The organism is Streptomyces sp. 796.1, assembly GCF_047525675.1.
Lineage (GTDB): Bacteria > Actinomycetota > Actinomycetes > Streptomycetales > Streptomycetaceae > Streptomyces.
Map to the genome: position 1 here is coordinate 1 of NZ_JBLIWA010000027.1, position 21,080 is coordinate 21,080.

Genomic DNA, 21,080 nt, shown 5'->3' on the forward strand with positions numbered 1-21,080 from the left:
CGGATCAGCACGGGAACGTGGTGGTGGTTTCCACGCGTGACTGCTCGCTCCAGCGGCGGCATCAGAAGCTCGTGGAGGAGGCTCCGGCGCCGTTTTTGACGGAGGCGCAGAACGCGGAGCTCTACCGTGCTTCGAAGGCGATTTTGCGTGAGGCGGGGTATGTGGGGGCGGGGACGTGTGAGTTCCTGGTGGGTCAGGACGGCACGATTTCCTTCCTTGAGGTGAACACCCGGCTTCAGGTGGAGCACCCGGTGACCGAGGAGGTCACCGGCATCGACCTGGTCCGGGAGATGTTCCGTATCGCCGATGGTGAGGAGCTGGGTTACGAGGATCCGGCGGTGCGTGGGCATTCGTTGGAGTTTCGGATCAATGGTGAGGATCCGGGGCGTGGGTTCTTGCCGGCGCCGGGGACGGTGACGCGGTTTGCTGGGCCGTCGGGGCCTGGGGTGCGGTTGGATGCGGGCGTTGAGTCGGGGTCGGTGATCGGTCCGGCGTGGGACTCGTTGTTGGCGAAGTTGGTCGTGACGGGTGCGACGCGGCAGCAGGCGTTGGAGCGGGCTGCGCGGGCGTTGGGTGAGTTTGAGGTGGAGGGGATGGCGACGGCGATTCCGTTCCATCGTGCGGTGGTGCAGGATGCGGCGTTCGCTCCGGAGCGGCATGGTCAGGCTGGTCCGTTTGCGGTGCACACGCGGTGGATCGAGACCGAGTTCGTGAATGAGATTCCGCCGTTCACCGCGGGTGAGGTGGCGGACGAGGACGGCGAGGGCGGGGCGCGGGAGACCGTGGTCGTCGAGGTCGGCGGCAAGCGCCTCGAAGTCTCCCTCCCGGCGACGCTCGGCTTCGCCGCCGCCCCCGCGGCCGGCGGCCAGGCCAAGAAGCCCAAGCGCAAGGCGTCCAAGAAGTCCGGCTCCGCCGCGTCGGGCGACGCGCTGGCCTCGCCGATGCAGGGCACCATCGTCAAGGTCGCCGTCGAGGAGGGCCAGGTCGTCGAGGAAGGCGAACTGGTCGTCGTCCTTGAGGCGATGAAGATGGAACAGCCGCTCAACGCGCACCGCGCCGGCACCGTCAAGGACCTCGCGGCCGAGGTGGGCGCCTCCGTCTCGTCCGGCGCCGTCATCTGCGAGATCAAGGACTGACGCAGGTCCTCCCCAGCACCGCTGGGCAGCACCGGAACACCACTGGGGCGCGCGCCCGAGCGCGCCCACGGGGGAGATCCTCCCAGCACGCAAAGGGGCGGGCCCCGGCCGAACGACGGCCGGGGCCCGCCCCTTTGCCCCTTCCCCCGTGCTCTCCCCCCATCGGCCACACCAACGCCACGCCTCCCCCGCGCCACACCGGCACCGCGTACGCACCCGCCCCGTCAGCCACCCCCGTCACGGCGTTCGACCACCCGAACCGGTGGCCCCCCGACCCCGCAAACATCCGGCAACGTCCGGCCGACGCGCTCGCGAATGCGATGCTGGTGGTGGGTCCGCGCCCATTGGTGCGCGGACCCACGCACACCGTCGACACCGGTCCGTACGACGACGCGGCAGCACGTCCGCGCGCCGACCGCACCGGTGCGGCGCCGGCCCGGCGCCATGGCGGGCAGTACGACGACGTACGGACGACACCGGTGCCGCCGGGCACGGCGCGCACGGTGGCCACGGGTGGGAGGACCATGATGGCGAGCGGTACGGCGGGGGTCGCCGAGGGGCGGCCGATGCGTGCTGACGCGCGCCGCAACTACGAACGGCTGCTGGCCGAGGCGCGGACGGCGTTCACCGAGCGCGGCACCGACGCCTCGCTTGAGGAGATCGCACGGCGGGCGGGGGTGGGCATCGGCACCCTCTACCGCCACTTCCCGCACCGCACGGCCCTGATGAGCGCGGTCTTCAAGGACGAGGTCGAAGCGCTGCTGGCCCGCTCCCGCGAACTGCTCGCCGCGCCCCAGCCGTGCACGGCCCTGCTGGAGTGGCTGCGCGCGATCGTCACCCACGCCAGCACCTACCGCGGCCTGTCCCGGGCGCTGATGGCCGCCCAGAGCGACGACGGCTCGGCGCTCTCCCGGTGCAGCATGCCGATGCTCGCGGCCGGCAGCCAACTGCTCGACCGGGCGCAGCGGGCCGGGGTCGTACGGGCCGGGGTCGACATCGGCGACCTGATGCAACTCACCAACGCCATCGCGCTGGCCGTCGAACAGTCCCCCGACGACCCCGAGTTGGCGGACCGGCTGCTCACCCTCACGCTGCGCGGCATCAGGGCGCACCCCGCCGACCCCGGCACCACGCGGCCGGCCGGCCCGACGGCCCCGGCGTAACCGGAGCACCCGGCCGCGGGCGCCCCGTCGGGCTGCCCGCGGCCGGCCACGCCGTGCGCTCCCTGGCGCCCGGCCACCGCACTGGGCGCCCCCAGGCATCCGCACGCCCCCACGGCACTTCCAGCGCCGCCGGCCACCCCACTGCTCCCACCCGGCCCCGGCGCCGCCCAGCGCTCCCGCGACACGGCTCCCGTACGCCGTTCCGCTCGACCGCCCGCCCGGCAGAGGCACTTCGGCGCCTGCGGGCACCCGCTCCCCGGCGCGTACCGGCATCACGAACCACCCGCTCAGGCGACGCCCCAGGCACCGAAACCCGCCCCGCTCGCCCACGGCGCTCACCCGAACTCCCGTCAGAACCCTTACGGAGGAGAGACCAGCGGTAAGGCCAGGACCAGCCGCATCACGCCCGGTCAGAGCGGCGGTTCGGGCATGGTGCCGTCCCGTGGGCGTCGTGTCGCCCACGGGTCGGTGGCCCGCCCCGGGCGGTCGCCCGGGGCAGGGGTCAGCGTCGGCGCGGTGCCAGGTCGGCGACCCGGCCGCCGATCTGCTGGTCGGACAGGGAGACCGGGCCGCGCAGGCCCGGGCCGCCGGGGGCGGTGGGCGGATGCGTACGGCGCGGCCCCGGCAACGGCATGTCGCGTCGGGGCGGCCGTCCCGCGGGGCCCGGGCCCTCGGGTCGGCCCGGCCCCGGGCCGGCAGCCGCCGCGCCCTGCCCCGGCGCGGGCGCCTGTTGGCCCACCCCGGCGACCGTGATCTGCACGCCCTGATCGGCGAGGGCCTGGAGCTCGATGGCGGAGCGGTCCTCACGGCTCGGCGGCTCGTCCGTCACCAGCCGGGTGATGACGTCCGTGGGCACGGTCTGGAACATCGTGTCCGTACCCAGCTTCGAGTGGTCGGCGAGCACCACCACCTCGGCCGCCGCCTGCACCAACGCCCGATCCACGCTCGCGGAGAGCATGTTGGACGTGGACAGGCCGCGCTCGGCGGTGAGCCCGCTGCCCGACAGGAAGGCGCGGGAGACGCGCAGGCCCTGGAGGGACTGCTCGGCACCGCTGCCCACCAGGGCGTAGTTGGACCCGCGGAGGGTGCCGCCGGTCATCACGACCTCGACCCGGTTGGCATGGGCCAGGGCCTGGGCGACGAGCAGGGAGTTGGTGACCACGGTCAGACCGGGGACGCGGGCGAGCCGGCGGGCCAGCTCCTGCGTCGTCGTCCCCGCGCCGACCACCACGGCCTCGCCCTCTTCGACGAGACCGGCGGCGACGTCGGCGATGGCCGTCTTCTCCGCGGTTGCTAGATGGGACTTTTGCGGAAAGCCGGACTCCCTGGTGAAACCACCCGGCAATACCGCACCGCCGTGCCGGCGGTCGAGCAGTCCTTCCGCCTCCAGCGCCCGCACGTCCCGCCGTACGGTCACTTCGGAGGTCTGGACGACACGGGCGAGCTCACGGAGCGAGACGGCTCCGTTCGCGCGCACCATTTCAAGGATCAATTGGCGACGTTCTGCAGCGAACACGAAACTGACAGTAACGCCAACGACCGTCTGCTTTCAGCCGGTTGCGCCAATTAGCAGAAGTTGTTCGCTGAGGGGTGTCGCAAGTGATATAGGAGCGCGTTAGAGCTCGTTTTGGGTCTTGCGGGTCTGGAGCTGCCGGGCGACCTCGGCGATCGAACCCGAGAGCGACGGGTAGACCGTGAAGGTGTTCGCGATCTGTGCGACGGTCAGATTGTTGTCCACGGCGACCGAGATCGGGTGGATCAGCTCGCTGGCGCGCGGGGCGACGACCACGCCGCCGACCACGATGCCGGTGCCCGGCCGGCAGAAGAGCTTCACGAAGCCGTCCCTGATGCCCTGCATCTTCGCCCGCGCGTTCCGCAGCAGCGGCAGCTTCACCACCCGGGCGTCGATCTTGCCGCTGTCCACGTCGGCCTGGGTGTAGCCGACGGTGGCGATCTCCGGGTCGGTGAAGACGTTCGCGGAGACCGCCTTCAGGTTCAGCGGGGCCACCGCGTCGCCGAGGAAGTGGTACATCGCGATGCGCCCCTGCATGGCGGCGACCGAGGCCAGCGCGAAGACGCCGGTGCAGTCACCGGCCGCGTACACGCCGGGCGCGCTGGTCCGGGAGACCTTGTCGGTCCAGATGTGCCCGGACTCCTGGAGCCTGACCCCGGCCTCCTCCAGACCCATCCGGGCGGTGTTGGGGATCGAGCCGACCGCCATCAGGCAGTGCGTGCCGGAGATGACGCGGCCGTCGGCGAGCGTGACCTCCACCCGGTCGCCGACCCGCTTGGCGGACTGGGCACGCGAGCGAGCCATCACATGCATGCCACGGCGGCGGAAGACGTCTTCCAGTACGGCCGCCGCGTCCGGGTCCTCGCCCGGCAGCACCCGGTCCCGCGAGGAGACGAGGGTGACCTTGGAGCCCAGCGCCTGGTACGCGCCGGCGAACTCGGCGCCGGTGACGCCCGAGCCGACCACGATCAGCTCGGCCGGCAGCTCGTCGAGGTCGTAGACCTGGGTCCAGTTCAGGATGCGTTCGCCGTCCGGCAGCGCGTCCGGGATCTCCCGGGGGTGGGCGCCGGTGGCGATCAGCACCGCGTCCGCCGCCAGCGTCTCCTCCGTACCGTCGGCCGCCTGCACGGTGACGGTGCGCGAGCCGTCCGGCGACTGGGCCGGCTCGATGCGTCCTCGGCCGCGCATCACCCGGGCACCCGCACGGGTGACGGAGGCGGTGATGTCGTGCGACTGGGCCAGCGCGAGCCGCTTCACCCTGCGGTTGACCTTGCCGAGGTCCACGCCGACCACGCGGGCCGCCTGCTCCAGGGGCGGCGTGTCGTCGGCGACGATGATCCCCAGCTCCTCGTACGAGGAGTCGAAGGTCGTCATCACCTCCGCCGTCGCGATCAGGGTCTTCGACGGTACGCAGTCGGTCAGCACCGAGGCGCCGCCGAGGCCGTCACAGTCCACGACGGTCACTTCCGCGCCGAGCTGCGCTGCGACCAGCGCCGCCTCGTAGCCGCCAGGTCCGCCGCCAATGATCACGATTCGGGTCACTGAAGTTCGCCTCGCGTATTCGTCTCGGTCGGCCCGGGATGCCCGACCGCGCCGCGGAGGCGGCCGGTTGCCACCGCCGGCCGGTCCGGGGGTCGCCCCCAGGGGGATGCAGTACGTGCCCCATTGTCCCGCACCCATCAAAACCGCCGCCTCTTGGGTCCCTCCGCACGGCCCCGCGCACGGCGCCGCCCCCGCCGCACCACCCTGCGCCGCCCCCGCCGCACCGCCCCGCCCCCGCCGCACCGCCCCGCCCCCGCGGGCCGTCGCCCGGCGCCCGCTCGCCCCAGACGGCCGCACGCTGCACTCCCGTACCCTCGGAGCCATGTCGCTCTACGCCGCGTACGCCGGCAACCTCGACGCGCGGCTGATGTCCCGCCGCGCCCCGCACTCGCCGCTGCGCGGCACCGGCTGGCTCTCCGGCTGGCGGCTGACCTTCGGCGGCGAGCAGATGGGGTGGGAGGGCGCGCTGGCCACGCTGGCCGAGGCGCCCGGCTCGCAGGTCTTCGTCGCGCTGTACGACATCGCCCCGATGGACGAGGCCGGGATGGACGGCTGGGAGGGCGTGGGGCTCGGCATCTACCGGCGCACGCGGATGCGGGTGCACACCCTGGACGGCGACGTGACCGCGTGGCTGTACGTGCTCAACGGATACGAGGGCGGGCTGCCGTCGGCCCGCTACCTCGGTGAGGTGGCCGACGCCGCCGAGTCCGCCGGCGCCCCGCACGACTACGTGATGGAACTGCGCAAGCGGCCCTGCTGAGGCCCCGGACACGACGCCGCTGAGGCCCTGGACACCACACCAGCACGGGCGCTTGTAAGGACCGCAATGCGCCATGGGCCCACACATCGTCGCAAACGCATCTACGCGCGTAGGGGATTACCGGTTACCCTCGTCCGCGTGAACGCATCTGCTTCTTCGGACATCCAGGGCGGCCCGCTCCACGCCGGCGGCCGAAGCCCCTACGACGCCGCCGACGGCGCCGCCGCCCGGCTGCGCGAGCTCACCGGCGCCGAGACCCACGACGTGGCGCTCGTGATGGGCTCCGGCTGGGTGCCCGCCACCGACGCGCTCGGCACCCCGGAGTGTGAGTTCCCGGTCACCGAGCTGCCCGGCTTCCCCGCCCCGGCGGTCGCAGGACATGCGGGCACCGTGCGCTCGTACCGCATCGGCAGCAAGCGCGCGCTGGTCTTCCTCGGGCGTACGCACTACTACGAGAACCGCGACGTGGCGGCCGTGGCGCACGGGGTGCGCACTGCCGTCGCCGCCGGCTGCAAGACCGTGGTGCTCACCAACGGCTGCGGCGGGCTGCGGGTGGGGATGCGGGTGGGGCAGCCGGTGCTCATCAGCGACCACATCAACCTCACGGCCACCTCGCCGATCGTGGGCCCCAACTTCGTGGACCTCACCGATCTGTACTCGCCGCGGCTGCGCGCGCTGTGCCAGCAGGTGGACGCGAGCCTGGAGGAGGGCGTGTACGCCCAGTTCCCCGGGCCGCACTACGAGACGCCCGCCGAGATCGCGATGATCCGCACCATGGGCGCCGACCTGGTCGGCATGTCCACCACGCTGGAGGCGATCGCCGCCCGCGAGGCCGGTGCCGAGGTGCTCGGCATCTCGCTGGTGACCAACCTGGCCGCCGGCATGACCGGTGAACCCCTCAACCACGAAGAGGTCCTCCAGGCCGGCCGCGACTCGGCGGCCCGGATGGGCAGCCTGTTGAGCCAGGTGTTGGGCAAGCTCTGATCGGTGCCCCGGGCCGGGCCCGCCCGGCCCCGGTCCCCACGGCGCCGGAGCCGCCCGTCGGCGCCGGCGTCGGCACCGCGCAGTACGCGACCCCCACGCGAGAGGCAGAACCACCGTGCAGCAGGACCAGCAGGACGCGCAGCAGGAACTGATCGCCCGGGCCAGGGCCTGGCTCGCGGACGACCCCGACCCGCAGACGCGTGCGGAGCTCGCAGCGCTCGTCGACACCGCGGCGGCCGACCCCAGCACCGACAAGGGAGCTGCGGCCCTCGACGAGCTGGCCGCGCGCTTCGCCGGCACCCTCCAGTTCGGCACCGCGGGGCTCCGCGCCGAACTGGGCGCGGGCCCCATGCGGATGAACCGCGCGGTGGTCATCAAGACCGCCGCCGGCCTCGCCAGCTACCTCACCCGACGGCACCAGCCGGCCGGCGCCGGGCAGCGGCCCGGCCTGGTGGTCATCGGCTACGACGCCCGGCACCGCAGCGCCGACTTCGCCCGCGACACCGCGGCCGTCATGACCGGCGCCGGACTGCGCGCGGTGCTGCTGCCGCGCCCGCTACCGACCCCGGTGCTGGCCTTCGCCATACGGCACCTGGGCGCGATCGCCGGCGTCGAGGTCACCGCGAGCCACAACCCGCCGCGCGACAACGGCTACAAGGTGTACCTGGGCGACGGCGTCGCCGGCACCGCATCGCGCGGCGGCGCCCAGATCGTGCCGCCGGCGGACGCCGAGATCGCCGCCGAGATCGCCGCGGTGGCCGGCGTGCGCGAGGTGCCGCGGCCGGAGTCCGGTTGGGAGATCGCCGGCGAAGAGGTCATCGACGCGTACCTGGAGCGCGCCACCGGCGTCCTCGCGCCCGACTCGGCCCGCGCGGTGCAGGTGGTCTACACGCCGCTGCACGGCGTCGGCCTGGCCACGGTCAGTGCCGCCTTCGCCCGCGCCGGCTTCCCGGCCCCGCTCGTCGTCACCGAGCAGGCCGAGCCCGACCCGGACTTCCCCACGGTCGCCTTCCCCAACCCGGAGGAACCGGGCGCGATGGACCTGGCGTTCGCCACCGCCCGCGCCGCGGCAGCCGCCACGACGGGCACCGCCGCCCCCGGCGCCCCGGCCAACGCCCCGACCAGCCCGGACATCGTCCTCGCCAACGACCCGGACGCCGACCGCTGTGCCGTGGCCGTGCCCGACCCGGCGGCGCCGGCCGGCTGGCGGATGCTGCGCGGCGACGAGGTCGGCGCGCTGCTCGCGGCGCACCTGGTGCGCTCCGGCCGGGTCGGCCAGGGCAGCGCCGGCACGTTCGCCACCACCATCGTCTCCTCCTCGCTGCTGTCCCAGATCGCGGCCACCGCGGGCGTCCCGTACGCGGAGACGCTGACCGGCTTCAAGTGGCTGGCCCGGGTGGACGGCCTGCGCTACGCGTACGAGGAGGCCCTCGGCTACTGCACGGACCCGGCCGGCGTGCGCGACAAGGACGGCATCACCGCCGCACTGCTCATCGCGGAACTCGCGGCCGGGCTGAAGGCCGACGGCAGCTCGCTGCCCGCGCTCCTGGGCGAACTCGCGGTGGCGCACGGGCTGCACGCGACCGACCAGCTCTCGGTACGGGTCGACGACCTGTCGGTGATCGCGGCGGCCATGCAGCGGCTGCGCGCCCAGCCGCCCACCGCGCTGGCCGGTCTGCCGGTGACCTCGGCCCAGGACCTGTCGCTCGGCTCCGACGCGCTGCCGCCCACCGACGGGCTGCGCTACCACCTGGCGGGCGACGCCACCTCCGGCGTCCGGTCGGCCCGCGTCATCGTGCGCCCCAGCGGCACCGAGCCCAAGCTCAAGTGCTACCTGGAGGTCGTGCTGCCAGTCGAGGCGCCCGACGCGCTGCCGGCGGCCCGCACCAGGGCGGCCGACGTGCTCACCGCCGTCAAGCACGACCTGGCGGACGCAGCCGGCATCTGAGCGCCGAACGGCCCGTGACACGACGGCGGGGGCTGGCGCGTACCGGACGTACGGCACGCACCAGCCCCCGCTCGGCCCTGGGCGCTAGCACTCGACCAGTGCCGGCCAGCGCTCGTACTCAACCAGTGCCGGCCAGCGCTAGCGCTCAACCAGTGCTGGCCAGCACGGTGAGTAGCACCACTCCCACCGCAGACGGCGCCAGCACCTCCCACGCCCAGCGCACCACCGGCGCGCCCTGGGCGCCCTCCCGCTTCGCGTACCGCTCGGCGAGCTCGCGGATGTCGTCGATGGCCTGGTCGGACGGGGCGCGGCCGGCCTCGCCAAGAGGTTCGGGGCGGCGGCTGCGCTGCTGGAAGCGGGCGGGGGCCTCGTCGGCCGCCGCGGCCTGCGACTGCCGCCGTGAGGCGCGCTTGCGCTGGCGCAGCGACACCGGGATGGCCCAGAGCTGGTACGTGCGCCCGCCGGCCAGCACCTCGCTGCTGTAGCCGGCGCGGGCCCCGTCGACCGAGGCCCAGGGCAGCGTGATCGTACGGAACGGGTTGCGCACCAGGAGTCGGTCGGCCCCCGCGAACACCGCGGGCCGCACCGTGAACGCCACCACCAGGGGCACCACGGCGAGCAGCCCGGCCAGCGCCAGCCACGGGGTGCGCCCCTCGCCGCGGACCAGCGCGTCGCCGCCGAGCCAGGCGCCGAGCGCGAACAGCAGCACGCCGGTGGCCATCGCGCCGGTGGAGCGGTAGACGCGGTCCTGGTACAGCTCCTCGTCGCCGGCGGCGTCCCGGGCCGGGTCGATGGGCCGGGCTCCGGCGCCGCCCGCCGGCCGCCGGCCCGCGGCACGGTTCGCCTTCGTACCGGCGCCGTCCGCAGCGCCCGCGCCCGCGGCGGGCTCGGTGGCCCCGGCCGACTCGGCGGACCCAGCGGCCCCGTCCGTCCCCGAAGCCTTCGTCGCGCCCGCCCGGGCCCGCTTGGTCAGCTCGGTGCGCCGGCCGGCAGCGGCGGAGCCGGCCCGGCCCGCGGCGGCGTCGGAGGCGGCCCCGGCGGACTCGGCAGCCCCACCGGTTCCAGCGGCCCCGGCCTCCTCGGCTCCTCCATCAGGCGCAGCGGCCTCGGCAGCCCCACCGGGCCCAGCCGCCCCATCGGCCTCGGCAGCCCCCACGGCCTCACCGGTCTCAGCGGCCAGCGCGGCCGAATCGCCCCGCTCACCCTGGTCAGCGGCCTGCTCGGCCCGATCAGCCTGCTCGGCCTGCTCTACCTGGTCGGCCGCGTCGCCCCGGCCGTTCTGCTCGGGCGACGGCTGCTGCGGCTGCTGCCGCGCCGGCGACTGCGCGCGGGAGGAGGAGGGGTCCGGACTCGTCATGGGCCCGATTGTGCCCGACGCTCCGCATTCCGGACGTTGCGGTACGGCATCGAAAAACCGCACTGCTTCCCGGGGGTGACATGCTGCTACGCGCGTAGATATGCTCGCCTTGTGACCATGCCCACCACAGTTCCCGCATACGGCAACGAGGCCGCCGAGCGACTGGCCTCGCTGGCGGACGTGACCGCGAGCGAGGGCGCGCTGCGCCGCTTCCTGCACGGCCTGCCCGGCGTCGACGCGGTCGGCCTCGACGCCCGCGCCGCGACCCTCGGCACCCGTTCGATCAAGACGACGGCCAAGGCGTACGCCATCGACCTGGCCATCTCGATGGTCGACCTGACGACGCTGGAAGGCGCGGACACCCCCGGCAAGGTCCGGGCGCTGTCCGCCAAGGGGGTGCAGCCGGGCGACGGCGCGCCGCCGGTCGCCGCCATCTGCGTCTACCCGGACATGGTCGCCACCGCCCGCGCGGCCGTCGCCGGCTCCACGGTGCGCGTGGCCTCGGTCGCCACCGCCTTCCCGGCCGGCCGGGCCGCGCTGCCCGTCAAGCTGGCCGACACCCGGGACGCGGTCGCCGCCGGCGCGGACGAGATCGACATGGTGATCGACCGCGGCGCCTTCCTCTCCGGCCGCTACCTGTCGGTCTTCGAGGAGATCCGGGCCGTCAAGGAAGCGTGCGCACGGCCGGCCGGCGACCCGCGCGGCGGCGCCGCCCACCTCAAGGTCATCTTCGAGACCGGCGAGCTCCAGACGTACGACAACGTGCGCCGCGCCTCCTGGCTGGCGATGCTCGCCGGCGCGGACTTCATCAAGACCTCGACCGGCAAGGTCGCGGTCAACGCCACGCCCCCGGTCACCCTGCTGATGCTGGAGGCGGTGCGCGACTTCCACGCCAGCACCGGCGTGCAGGTCGGCGTGAAGCCGGCGGGCGGCATCCGCACCACCAAGGACGCGATCAAGTACCTGGTGATGGTCAACGAGACGCTGGGCGAGGACTGGCTGTCCGCCCACTGGTTCCGCTTCGGCGCCTCCAGCCTCCTCAACGACCTGCTGATGCAGCGCCAGAAGCTGACCACCGGGCGTTACTCCGGCCCCGACTACGTGAGCGTGGACTGAGACAGATGGCATTCGACTACGCACCGGCCCCCGAGTCCCGCGCGGTGGTGGACATCGCGCCGTCCTACGGGCTCTTCATCGACGGCGAGTTCCGCGAGGCCGCGGACGGCGCCGTCTTCAAGACGCTCTCGCCCGCATCCGAAGAGGTGCTCTCCGAGGTCGCGCAGGCCAGCGCCGAGGACGTGGACCAGGCCGTACGGGCGGCCCGCAAGGCGTTCGCGAGCTGGTCGGCGCTGCCGGGCGGCGAGCGCGCCAAGTACCTGTTCCGCATCGCTCGCATCATCCAGGAGCGCTCGCGCGAGCTGGCCGTCCTGGAGTCGCTGGACAACGGCAAGCCCATCCGCGAGTCCAGGGACGCGGACCTGCCGCAGGTCGCCGCGCACTTCTTCTACTACGCGGGCTGGGCCGACAAGCTCGACCACGCGGGCTTCGGCCCGGCGCCCCGCCCGCTCGGCGTGGCCGGCCAGGTCATCCCGTGGAACTTCCCGCTGCTGATGCTCGCCTGGAAGGTCGCCCCGGCGCTGGCCACCGGCAACACGGTGGTGCTCAAGCCGGCCGAGACGACGCCGCTGTCCGCGCTGTTCTTCGCGGACATCTGCCGGCAGGCGGGGCTGCCGCGCGGCGTGGTGAACATCCTCACCGGCGACGGCTCCACCGGCGCCGCGCTGGTCGCCCACCCGGACGTGGACAAGGTCGCCTTCACCGGCTCCACCGAGGTCGGCAAGGCCATCGCCCGCGCGGTGGCCGGCACCGACAAGCGCCTCACGCTCGAACTCGGCGGCAAGGCGGCCAACATCGTCTTCGACGACGCCCCGCTGGACCAGGCCGTGGAGGGCGTGGTCAACGGCATCTTCTTCAACCAGGGCCACGTCTGCTGCGCCGGCTCGCGGCTGCTGGTCCAGGAGTCGATCGCGGACGAGCTGCTGGCCGCGCTCAAGCGCCGGATGGCCACGCTGCGGGTCGGCGACCCGCTGGACAAGAACACCGACATCGGCGCCATCAACTCGGCCGAACAGCTCGCCCGGATCACGGCCCTGGCCGACGCCGGCGACGCGGAAGGCGCCGAGCGCTGGTCCCCGGCGTGCGAACTGCCCACGGCCGGCTACTGGTTCGCGCCCACCCTGTTCACCGGCGTCACCCAGGCGCACCGCATCGCGCGCGAGGAGATCTTCGGCCCGGTGCTGTCCGTACTGACCTTCCGCACCCCCGGCGAGGCGGTCGAGAAGGCCAACAACACGCCGTACGGGCTCTCGGCCGGCATCTGGACCGAGAAGGGCAGCCGCAGCCTGTGGATGGCGAGCAAGCTGCGCGCGGGCGTCGTCTGGTCCAACACGTTCAACAAGTTCGACCCGACGTCGCCGTTCGGCGGCTACCAGGAGTCGGGGTACGGGCGCGAGGGCGGCCGGCACGGCCTGGCCGCCTACCTGACCCCCGCGAGCCCGCAGCAGGCAGCACCGACGAGCCCGAAGGGCGAGCGCGCATGACCACCGTTGACCGCTTGAGCGTGCTCAAGACCTACAAGCTGTTCGTCGGGGGCGCCTTCCCCCGGTCCGAGAGCGGGCGGGTGTACGAGGTGACCGACGCACAGGGCGCATGGCTGGCGAACGCCCCGCTCTCCTCCCGCAAGGACGCCAGGGACGCGGTGGTCGCGGCCCGCAAGGCGTTCCCGCGCTGGTCGGGCGCCACCGCGTACAACCGCGGCCAGGTCCTCTACCGCATCGCCGAGATGCTGGAGGGCCGCCGCGAGCAGTTCGCCGCCGAGGTCGCCGCGGCCCAGGGCCTGCCGGCGAAGAAGGCGGCGGCCCAGGTGGACGCCGCGATCGACCGCTGGGTGTGGTACGCGGGCTGGTCCGACAAGGTGGCCCAGGTGGCCGGCGCCGCGAACCCGGTCGCCGGGCCGTACTTCAACCTCTCCACGCCCGAACCGACCGGCGTGGTCGCGGTGCTGGCACCGACCGACTCGGCCTTCCTCGGGTTGGTCTCGGTGATCGCCCCGGCGATCACCACGGGCAACACGGTGGTGGTGGTCGCCAGCGAGCAGGCGCCGCTGCCCGCGCTCTCCCTGGGCGAGGTGCTGGCCACCTCCGACCTGCCGGGCGGCGTGGTCAACGTCCTCTCCGGCCGGGCCGCCGAACTCGGCCCGCCGCTCGCCGCCCACCAGGACGTCAACGCCATCGACCTGACGGGCAGCACGGGGGAGCTCGCGGTGGAGTTGGAACGCGCCGCGGCCGACAACCTCAAGCGGGTGCTCCGTCCACAGCCTGGGGACAAGTCCAAGGGCGCCCACTGGACGGCCGACCCCGGCACCGGCCGCATGCTGGCCCTCCTGGAGACCAAGACCGTCTGGCACCCGATGGGCAGCTAGCTCCCGCACCACCTCTCGTACGGGCCCGGGCGCGGCCCGGGGACCCGCCGAAGCGCCCGGACGACTAGCCCGAGCGCAGGCGCTGGCAACCGGCACGGCACCGCGCCACGACGACGGCAACGGCAACACGGCGGACCGTACGGACGAGGGCGGGGCCGGGGACATCCCCCGGCCCCGCCCTCCTGCGCGTACGACCAGCTCGGCGTACGACCGACTGCACATGCGACCGGCTTTGCGCACGACCGACCGCGCGTACGGCCGGCTCAGCCGGCGCCGGGTCAGCCCGGCAGCGCGCCCAGCACCTGGCTTGCCAGCGGCAGTTCCCCGATCGAGTCGCCGCGGGTCAGCGGCGCGGTCAGGTCCGCGGTGCTGACCGCGGGGAAGTCGGCGATCTGGGTGCCGATGGCGTTGGCCAGCGGGTCGGCGCCGGTGCCCGCGAACGGGTCGACCTGGAGGTGCTTGACCGGCCCCACCACCCCGCCGACGACGGCGGGCAGCGTCTTCGCCATCGCCTCCTGCGGGCTGGGGCCCCGACCGGCCTCGGTCTCGGCCGCAAGGTCCTGCGCGTTCGTCAGGGCGTGGTTGACGAGGTCGTCCGCCGGCGCCGCCTGCGCGCCGGCCGCGCCGCCCGCCGCCAGGGCCGCACCGGCCGCCGACACCACCAGCCCCGCGCGCAGCAGCGCACGCGCGGCGAAGGGCTGCTTGTTACCCGGGCGTGAGGCCATGAGCACCTACCAGATTCCTAGAAATGGGTCACCGATCGGACACGCACGGTAGTTGACGGGGCCGGTGGCCAACCACTCTCCCGCCCAGGGGGTCCCTCATTCGGCGCAATGCCGCAGACTGGTGTCCCGTGACAGCGCCTCCCCCTTCCGCCCGCGTGATCCTGTTGACCGGCCCTTCGGGTTCGGGCAAGTCCTCCCTCGCGGCCCGCACCGGGCTGCCCGTCCTCAACCTGGACGACTTCTACAAGGAGGCCACCGACCCGTCGCTGCCCGCCCTCGCCGACGGCGGCGGCACCGACTGGGACTCGCCGCTGTCCTGGGACGCGGAGGTGGCGGTCGCGGCCATCGACACGCTGTGCCGCACCGGCCGCACCGAGGTGCCGCTGTACGACATCCCCACCAGCGCGCGCACCGGCACCACCAGCCTCGCCCTGGACGGCGCTCCGCTCGTGGTGGCCGAGGGCATCTTCGCCGCGGAGATCGTCGACCGCTGCCGGGAACTCGGCCTGCTGGCCGACGCGCTGTGCCTGGCCGGCCGCCCGCTGACCACCTTCCGCCGCCGGCTCGTACGCGACCTGCGCGAGGCCCGCAAGCCGGTGCCCTACCTGCTGCGCCGCGGGCTGCGGCTGCTGCGGGCCGAGCGCGGCATCGTGGCCCGGCAGACCGGCCTCGGCGCGTACCGCTGCGACGGCGCCACGGCCCTGCGCCGGATCTCCACCGCGACGACCGCCGCCGGAACCGAACTGGTCGCCTGACCGGCCCTCACCCGGCCAGTCCGACCTGACCTGGCCCAACCGGGCCCACCGGTCCGGTGCGGTGCGGCCCGGTGCGGTGCGGTCCGGCCAGCTCCTCCGGTCTTCGCCCACCCGCCGCGTCCGACGCCGGACGCGCCGCGGCCACGCCGCCCGATGGACGACGTGGCCGCGGTGGTGCGGGATGCGCAGCGGGGCGGGACCGACGCACCCCCCGCGCGCCGCTCCCGCCCCGCTGCTTCCCCCGTACACCCCGGCGGTCAACCCGGCCTCCCCCCAGAGACCGGCCGCCGAGGCTCCCCCCTCAGGTGCTTCCCGTCTTCCCCCCAGAAGACGGCCCCCGTGCTTTCCCCCCGTGCTTCCGGGTGCCGTCCCTCCCCCGAGGAGACGGCCCCGTGTTCCCCCAGCCTTCAGGCCACCAGCTCGCCGAAGGACTCCTCTTCGTCCCGCCCGAAGGCGAGCGTGTCGTCGCTGCGCAGGCGGCGCAGCGAACGCCAGATGCTGGACTTCACGGTGCCGACGCTGATGTCGAGTATGTCGGCGATCTCCGGGTCGGTCCGGCCCTCGTAGTAGCGCAGCACCAGCATGGTGCGCTGGATCTCGGGCAGCCGGGCGAGCGCCTGCCACAGCACGGCGCGCAGCTCGGTGCCGCGCATCGCGTCGTGGTCGCCGACGGTCTCCGGCAACTCCTCGGTCGGGTATTCGTTCAGCTTGCGTCGGCGCCAGGCACTGATGTGCAGATTGGTCATGGTGCGGCGGAGGTAACCGCCGACCGCCGCCTTGTCACTGATGCGGTCCCAGGCACGGTAGGTGGAGAACAGTGCGCTCTGGAGCAGGTCCTCCGCCTCGTAACGGTCCCCCGTCAGGTGGTAGGCGGTGGCGAACAGGGAGGCGCGGCGCTCCTGGACGTAGGCGGTGAACTCCGCCTCGGCCCGACTGCCGCGCTGCTCCTCCCCACCCGCTTCTCCCCCGTATTCCTGCTGGCCTACGGCGACCGCGGTGCCCCCGCGGGCTTCCGTGGCCGCGTCAACGGCTGCCACGTACATGATCGACGGCCGCTGACGTCCGGTGCTGCGAGCGCACCCCCGCCCGCTCACAGCACCGGACTTCTCTCCCCCAGACTCGGTCTGGGAGCCTGTCCGACTCCAACCGGCGTGTAGGCGCGTTCGAATACCTGCGCTGGTTGCCGTGCCGTGCAAGGTGTTCATGCCGCGCCCCCCGTCTTGGAGCCTGCTGAGTCCGTTGCCACCGGGTGGGTTCCGCCCGGTGACCAAAAGATTGGCAAGCCAGTTTCATCACGTTGTCCGTCGACTGTCACAGCCCTGTCACAGGGGCCGGGGGGTCGGCGAGCCGTCCGGCTATCGGACGCTCGGAGTCCGACGGGCCGGCCGCACGGCCCCGGAGGTCGAACTCCAGCCCACCTGTAGGCCAGAATGACCAATGTGCCTTTCCTGTTGCTGATCGAGGACGACGACGCCATCCGCACGGCCCTCGAACTCTCTCTGTCCCGCCAGGGCCACCGTGTGGCGACCGCGGCGTCGGGAGAGGACGGCCTGCAACTGCTGCGCGAGCAGCGGCCAGATCTGATCGTGCTGGATGTGATGCTGCCCGGTATCGACGGCTTTGAGGTGTGTCGCCGCATCAGGCGCACCGATCAGCTACCGATCATCTTGTTGACCGCGCGCAACGACGACATCGACGTCGTGGTGGGCCTTGAGTCCGGCGCGGACGACTACGTGGTCAAACCGGTGCAGGGGCGAGTGCTCGACGCCCGCATCCGTGCCGTGCTGCGCCGCGGTGAGCGGGAGGCGAACGACTCGGCGTCCTTCGGTTCGCTGGTGATCGACCGCTCCGCGATGACCGTCACCAAGAACGGCGAGGACCTCCAGCTCACCCCCACCGAACTGCGGCTCCTGCTGGAGCTCAGCCGCCGCCCGGGGCAGGCGCTGTCCCGGCAGCAGTTGCTGCGCCTGGTGTGGGAGCACGACTACCTCGGTGACTCGCGGCTGGTCGACGCCTGTGTGCAGCGGCTGCGCGCCAAGGTCGAGGACGTGCCGTCGTCGCCGACGCTGATCCGCACGGTGCGTGGGGTCGGGTACCGACTGGATGCTCCCCAGTGACGGATGAGCCCAGTCGAGTACGGGGCTGGGCTGCGGGGCTGTTGCGCTGGATGAGCCTGCGGGTGCGGCTGATGCTGGTGTTCGCCGTGGTGGCCCTGGTCGCCGCCGCGTCCGCGTCCGGCATCGCGTACTGGCTCAACCGCGACGCCGTGCTGAACCGGACGCAGAACGCCGCGCTCGACGACTTCAACAAGTCCCTCGAAGACATCACCCGTACCCTGCCGCGCCAACCTGACTGTCATGACCTGGACGTGGCCGCCCAGCAGATGGCGAGCAGTTCGCAGAAGTACGAGGTACTGCTGCTGACCGACCGGAACGGCCGGCCCGGCTGCGCCGCGTACTCCGACGAGAAGACGTTCCACCGCGGGATCGTGCCGGAGGCGCTGGAGAAGGCGGTCAACAAGCGGCGCGAGCTCGACAGCTCCAACGCGTACGAGTACCACCTGTACTGGCAGCGGATCTCGCTGGACGGCGAGCCCTACCTGGTGGGCGGCGCCAAGGTGATCGGCGGCGGGCCGACCGGCTACATGCTCAAGTCGCTCGACACCGAGCGGATGGACCTCAACTCGCTGGCCTGGTCGCTGGGGATCGCCACCGGGCTCGCGCTGATCGGCTCCGCGCTGCTGGCGCAGGCCGCGGCGGCCACGGTGCTGCGTCCGGTGCGAAGGCTCGCGGACGCCGCGCGCAAGCTGGGCGAGGGCAAGTTGGACACCCGGCTGCGCGTCTCGGGCACGGACGAGTTGGCCGATCTGTCCCGTACGTTCAACCGCACCGCCGAGTCGTTGCAGAAGCGGGTCGAGGACCTGAGCTCGCGGGAGGCGTCCAGCCGGCGGTTCGTCGCCGACATGTCGCACGAGTTGCGGACGCCGCTGACCGCGATCACCGCCGTGACGGAGGTGCTCGAAGAAGAGGTGGACTCGCTCGACCCGATGATCGCGCCCGCCGTGCAGCTCGTGGTCTCCGAGACCCGGCGGCTGAACGACCTGGTGGAGAACCTGATGGAGGTGACCCGCTTCGACGCGGGCACCGCCCGGCTGGTCCTGGACGACGTGGACGTGGCCGACCAGGTGACCGCCTGCATCGACGCCAGGGCGTGGCTGGACGCGGTGGAGCTGGACGCCGAGCGGGGCATCGTGGCCCGGCTCGACCCCCGACGGCTCGACGTGATCCTGGCCAACCTGATCGGCAACGCGCTCAAGCACGGCGGCTCGCCGGTCCGGGTGTCGATCCGGCCCGCCGCCGACGACCTGCTGATCGAGGTGCACGACCACGGCCCCGGCATCCCCGAAGAGGTGCTGCCGCACGTCTTCGACCGCTTCTACAAGGCCAGCGCCTCCCGACCGCGCTCGGAGGGCAGCGGGCTCGGCCTGTCCATCGCGCTGGAGAACGCGCACATCCACGGCGGCGAGATCACCGCGGCCAACTCGTCCGAGGGCGGCGCCGTCTTCACGCTGCGGCTGCCGATGGACGCCTCCCGGGTGATCGAGGGCGCGGACAAGGCGGAGCGGGCCGGCAAGAAGGACTGCAAGAAGGACCGCGACCGCAAGGACAAGAGGAGCGAGCGATGAACCCCCAGGCCGCGGGGGCGTCTTCAGGGGCGCGATCGGTGGCGCTGCCGATGGTGGCGGGGTCCGGTGGCGGGCCTGGCCGGCGGGCGGCGGGCGGGCGGCGCGCCCGGACGGCCACGCTCGGGGCCTTCGGACTGGTGGCCGCACTCCTGGTGGCCGGGTGTGGCATCCGCGGCACCTCGGTACCGGTGGACGCGGGCGGCGCGCCCTCGCAGGCCTCCTGCGACACCCAGGCCAGCAGCGCGCCCGCCCGGCCGCGTACCGACGTCGCCGTCACCGTGCAGTTGCTGTGCGCCGCGCGCCTGGAGCCCGTACCGCGGGCGCTGCAACTGCCCAAGGGCGACGAGAACCCGCGCCCGGCCGAGTTCGCGAAGGCGCTGCTCGGCCAGTTGCAGCGGCAGCCCTCGCAGCCCGAGCGGGAGGCGGGCTTCAGCACCGCGGTCCCGTCGAGCGTGCAGGTCGCCGCGGCAGCCGCGGGCGATCCAGCCGGCACGCTGCGGCTGAACCAGGAGCCGGCCGAACTGCCCCCGGAGGCGCTCGCCCAGGTCGTGTGCACCTTCGCGCAGACCGCCGCGGTACGCGGGGCGCGCACGGTGGTGCTCGGCGGCCCGGCCGCGGCGGGCGACGAGGCGGCGGCTGGCCGGGGCCGCCTCATGCGCTACGAGTGCGGGACGGACCTGCGGGAGCACCCCGCGAGCGCACAGAGCTCGGGCACGTTGCTGGCCGAGTGAGCGGGGCCCCTGCTGAGCGTGCCTGGGTGGTCGTGTGGGGTGGCCGTGTGGGGTGGGTGGTGGCTGAGGTGGGTGGGTGGCTGTTGGGGTGGGGGCTGGGTGGGGCGGGAGTGCCGGTTGAGTGCGGGTGGCCGTGGGGCGGGGAGCGTGAGGGTCGTCACCGTGGGGGGTGCGGAACCGGGACGCCGGGGGGCCGCGTCCTGACTTGCGTGCAGGGACATGGTTCCGGCCGCACGGCCGACATCCGCTTCCGCGTCGCGGGCATCCTCCTCCTCGTGGCGCAGCTCGCCTTCATCGGCTGGGTTTCCCTGCGCCCGCTGACCGCCCCATGGGTGACGGCCGGCAATCTGGAGCCGCTGGCGTCGATCCGCGGCGACCTGGAGATCGGCTTCGCGGAGGCCGCCCGCCGCATCGGGCGCGAGCTGCTGCTCTACGCCCCGCTCGGCGTACTGTTCCCGCTGGTCGGGGGCCGGATCGACGCCCACAAGTTGGCCTCGCTGGTACGCACCGTACTGGCCAGCGCCCTGATCTCCTGCCTGGTCGAACTGGCACAGGGCAGCATCGCGGGCCAGGTCATGGACGTGGACACGGTCCTGATCAACACCGCCGGGGTCGCGCTGGCGCACCTCGCCGTGGTCCCCGCCGTACGCGGTCACCTCCGCCGCAGGGCGGGGCGCGCGCACGCGCCGGCACCGCCGCGGGAGGACGCGGCCTCGGGGTTGACCCCGACGCTGCCAAGGGTCGGGATCGCACCGTAGGCCGAGGCCACCTGCGGCGGGCGCGCCTAGCGTGGAGTCATGGCTGGTCCCCGGTCCGACCGGGGACGCCACGACGACTCCCAGGAGGCCCCCATGTCCACGCCGCTCGTACGCCGCCAGGACAACAAGATGATCGCCGGTGTCTGTGCGGGACTGGCCGACCGGTTCGGAACGTCCGCACGCACCATGCGGCTGATCTTCCTCGCCTCGTGCCTGCTGCCCGGGCCGCAGTTCCTGCTCTACCTCGCGCTGTGGGTGCTCCTACCTGCCGACGACAAGTACCGGCGGCACGCCTGGTGACGCCCGCGGCGACCACTCGGCGGCCGGGCCCGCGCCGGGACAGGTGGGTGAAGGTACGGGACGCGCGGGGTGCTGGGTTACGGGACGCGCGGGGCGCTGAGGTACGGCCCGCGCCTGGGGCGGGGCGGCTGCGGTGGGGAAACGCTGATGGGCCGCACCCCCGTCTCCGGTGGTGCGGCCCATCCTGGACTGCGCGGTGCGGCCCGCCCGAACCGTGCACGGGCCGCGCGGCTGCCCCGTGG

19 protein-coding genes are annotated in these 21,080 nt (G+C 73.5%); 14 read left to right on the top strand and 5 right to left on the bottom strand.

Annotated features, from left to right (window positions below; translation table 11 throughout):
• Both ACMA1D_RS19115 and ACMA1D_RS19120 read left to right on the top strand, forming a co-directional pair.
• A partial coding sequence (locus ACMA1D_RS19115) for a biotin/lipoyl-containing protein (protein WP_414725215.1) occupies positions 1 to 1,136 on the top strand: 1,136 nt, incomplete at its 5' end.
• Positions 1,137 to 1,702: 566 nt separating this feature from the next.
• Positions 1,703 to 2,299, top strand: a complete 597-nt coding sequence (locus ACMA1D_RS19120; protein WP_414725281.1) for a TetR/AcrR family transcriptional regulator — start codon at positions 1,703 to 1,705, stop codon at positions 2,297 to 2,299.
• 502 nt (positions 2,300 to 2,801) lie between these two features.
• Here the strand turns inward: ACMA1D_RS19120 and ACMA1D_RS19125 are convergent.
• Both ACMA1D_RS19125 and ACMA1D_RS19130 read right to left on the bottom strand, forming a co-directional pair.
• A complete protein-coding gene (locus ACMA1D_RS19125; RefSeq protein ID WP_414725282.1) occupies positions 2,802 to 3,779 on the bottom strand; it encodes a DeoR/GlpR family DNA-binding transcription regulator in 978 nt (325 codons plus the stop codon).
• Positions 3,780 to 3,914: 135 nt separating this feature from the next.
• Positions 3,915 to 5,354: an NAD(P)H-quinone dehydrogenase gene (locus ACMA1D_RS19130; RefSeq protein ID WP_414725216.1), complete on the bottom strand. Its 1,440-nt coding sequence runs from the start codon at positions 5,352 to 5,354 to the stop codon at positions 3,915 to 3,917.
• A gap of 322 nt (positions 5,355 to 5,676) precedes the next feature.
• Here ACMA1D_RS19130 and ACMA1D_RS19135 point away from each other — a divergent pair, with 322 nt between their 5' ends.
• The 3 genes from ACMA1D_RS19135 to ACMA1D_RS19145 all read left to right on the top strand — a co-directional run bounded on the left by ACMA1D_RS19135 (position 5,677) and on the right by ACMA1D_RS19145 (position 9,046).
• The gene (locus tag ACMA1D_RS19135) at positions 5,677 to 6,114 is read left to right on the top strand and encodes a gamma-glutamylcyclotransferase (RefSeq protein ID WP_349995985.1); all 438 of its coding nucleotides are present in this window, start codon (positions 5,677 to 5,679) and stop codon (positions 6,112 to 6,114) included.
• Between the two features lie 138 nt (positions 6,115 to 6,252).
• Positions 6,253 to 7,098 carry a purine-nucleoside phosphorylase gene (locus tag ACMA1D_RS19140; RefSeq protein ID WP_414725217.1) on the top strand — a complete coding sequence of 282 codons (846 nt, stop codon included), beginning with the start codon at positions 6,253 to 6,255 and terminating at the stop codon, positions 7,096 to 7,098.
• Positions 7,099 to 7,213: 115 nt separating this feature from the next.
• On the top strand, positions 7,214 to 9,046 hold the full coding sequence (locus tag ACMA1D_RS19145) for a phospho-sugar mutase (RefSeq protein ID WP_414725218.1): 1,833 nt from the start codon (positions 7,214 to 7,216) through the stop codon (positions 9,044 to 9,046).
• Positions 9,047 to 9,191: 145 nt separating this feature from the next.
• Here ACMA1D_RS19145 and ACMA1D_RS19150 read toward each other — a convergent pair whose 3' ends face one another.
• Positions 9,192 to 9,767, bottom strand: a complete 576-nt coding sequence (locus ACMA1D_RS19150; RefSeq protein WP_414725283.1) for a PH domain-containing protein — start codon at positions 9,765 to 9,767, stop codon at positions 9,192 to 9,194.
• Positions 9,768 to 10,520: 753 nt separating this feature from the next.
• Here ACMA1D_RS19150 and deoC point away from each other — a divergent pair.
• From deoC to ACMA1D_RS19165, 3 genes are read left to right on the top strand one after another with little or no spacing between them, the layout of a single operon-like run.
• Entirely contained in the window at positions 10,521 to 11,519 is a 999-nt protein-coding gene (deoC, locus tag ACMA1D_RS19155) for a deoxyribose-phosphate aldolase (RefSeq protein WP_414725219.1), read from the top strand.
• Between the two features lie 5 nt (positions 11,520 to 11,524).
• Positions 11,525 to 13,003, top strand: coding sequence for an aldehyde dehydrogenase family protein (locus ACMA1D_RS19160; protein ID WP_414725220.1), 1,479 nt, complete (start codon positions 11,525 to 11,527; stop codon positions 13,001 to 13,003).
• The gene (locus tag ACMA1D_RS19165) at positions 13,000 to 13,884 is read left to right on the top strand and encodes an aldehyde dehydrogenase family protein (RefSeq protein ID WP_414725221.1); all 885 of its coding nucleotides are present in this window, start codon (positions 13,000 to 13,002) and stop codon (positions 13,882 to 13,884) included. The genes ACMA1D_RS19160 and ACMA1D_RS19165 overlap by 4 nt, the downstream gene beginning before the upstream one ends.
• Positions 13,885 to 14,162: 278 nt before the next feature.
• Here ACMA1D_RS19165 and ACMA1D_RS19170 read toward each other — a convergent pair whose 3' ends face one another.
• Positions 14,163 to 14,609, bottom strand: coding sequence for a hypothetical protein (locus ACMA1D_RS19170; protein WP_414725222.1), 447 nt, complete (start codon positions 14,607 to 14,609; stop codon positions 14,163 to 14,165).
• Between the two features lie 128 nt (positions 14,610 to 14,737).
• On the opposite strand from ACMA1D_RS19170, the gene ACMA1D_RS19175 reads away from it, so the two are divergent.
• Positions 14,738 to 15,364 carry a uridine kinase family protein gene (locus tag ACMA1D_RS19175; protein WP_414725223.1) on the top strand — a complete coding sequence of 209 codons (627 nt, stop codon included), beginning with the start codon at positions 14,738 to 14,740 and terminating at the stop codon, positions 15,362 to 15,364.
• Between the two features lie 407 nt (positions 15,365 to 15,771).
• Here ACMA1D_RS19175 and ACMA1D_RS19180 read toward each other — a convergent pair whose 3' ends face one another.
• A complete protein-coding gene (locus ACMA1D_RS19180; protein ID WP_414725224.1) occupies positions 15,772 to 16,569 on the bottom strand; it encodes a SigE family RNA polymerase sigma factor in 798 nt (265 codons plus the stop codon).
• 234 nt (positions 16,570 to 16,803) lie between these two features.
• Between ACMA1D_RS19180 and afsQ1 the strand changes: the two genes are divergently transcribed.
• The 5 genes from afsQ1 to ACMA1D_RS19205 all read left to right on the top strand — a co-directional run bounded on the left by afsQ1 (position 16,804) and on the right by ACMA1D_RS19205 (position 20,838).
• Positions 16,804 to 17,481 (top strand): two-component system response regulator AfsQ1, encoded by a 678-nt coding sequence (afsQ1, locus tag ACMA1D_RS19185; protein WP_349994260.1) that lies wholly within the window; start codon positions 16,804 to 16,806, stop codon positions 17,479 to 17,481.
• 50 nt (positions 17,482 to 17,531) lie between these two features.
• The gene (locus ACMA1D_RS19190) at positions 17,532 to 19,049 is read left to right on the top strand and encodes an ATP-binding protein (protein WP_414725284.1); all 1,518 of its coding nucleotides are present in this window, start codon (positions 17,532 to 17,534) and stop codon (positions 19,047 to 19,049) included.
• The gene (locus ACMA1D_RS19195) at positions 19,046 to 19,780 is read left to right on the top strand and encodes a hypothetical protein (RefSeq protein ID WP_414725225.1); all 735 of its coding nucleotides are present in this window, start codon (positions 19,046 to 19,048) and stop codon (positions 19,778 to 19,780) included. The genes ACMA1D_RS19190 and ACMA1D_RS19195 overlap by 4 nt, the downstream gene beginning before the upstream one ends.
• Before the next feature lie 209 nt (positions 19,781 to 19,989).
• The gene (locus tag ACMA1D_RS19200) at positions 19,990 to 20,538 is read left to right on the top strand and encodes a VanZ family protein (protein ID WP_414725226.1); all 549 of its coding nucleotides are present in this window, start codon (positions 19,990 to 19,992) and stop codon (positions 20,536 to 20,538) included.
• Between the two features lie 93 nt (positions 20,539 to 20,631).
• Positions 20,632 to 20,838 (top strand): PspC domain-containing protein, encoded by a 207-nt coding sequence (locus ACMA1D_RS19205; RefSeq protein ID WP_414725227.1) that lies wholly within the window; start codon positions 20,632 to 20,634, stop codon positions 20,836 to 20,838.
• Positions 20,839 to 21,080 lie beyond the last annotated feature (242 nt).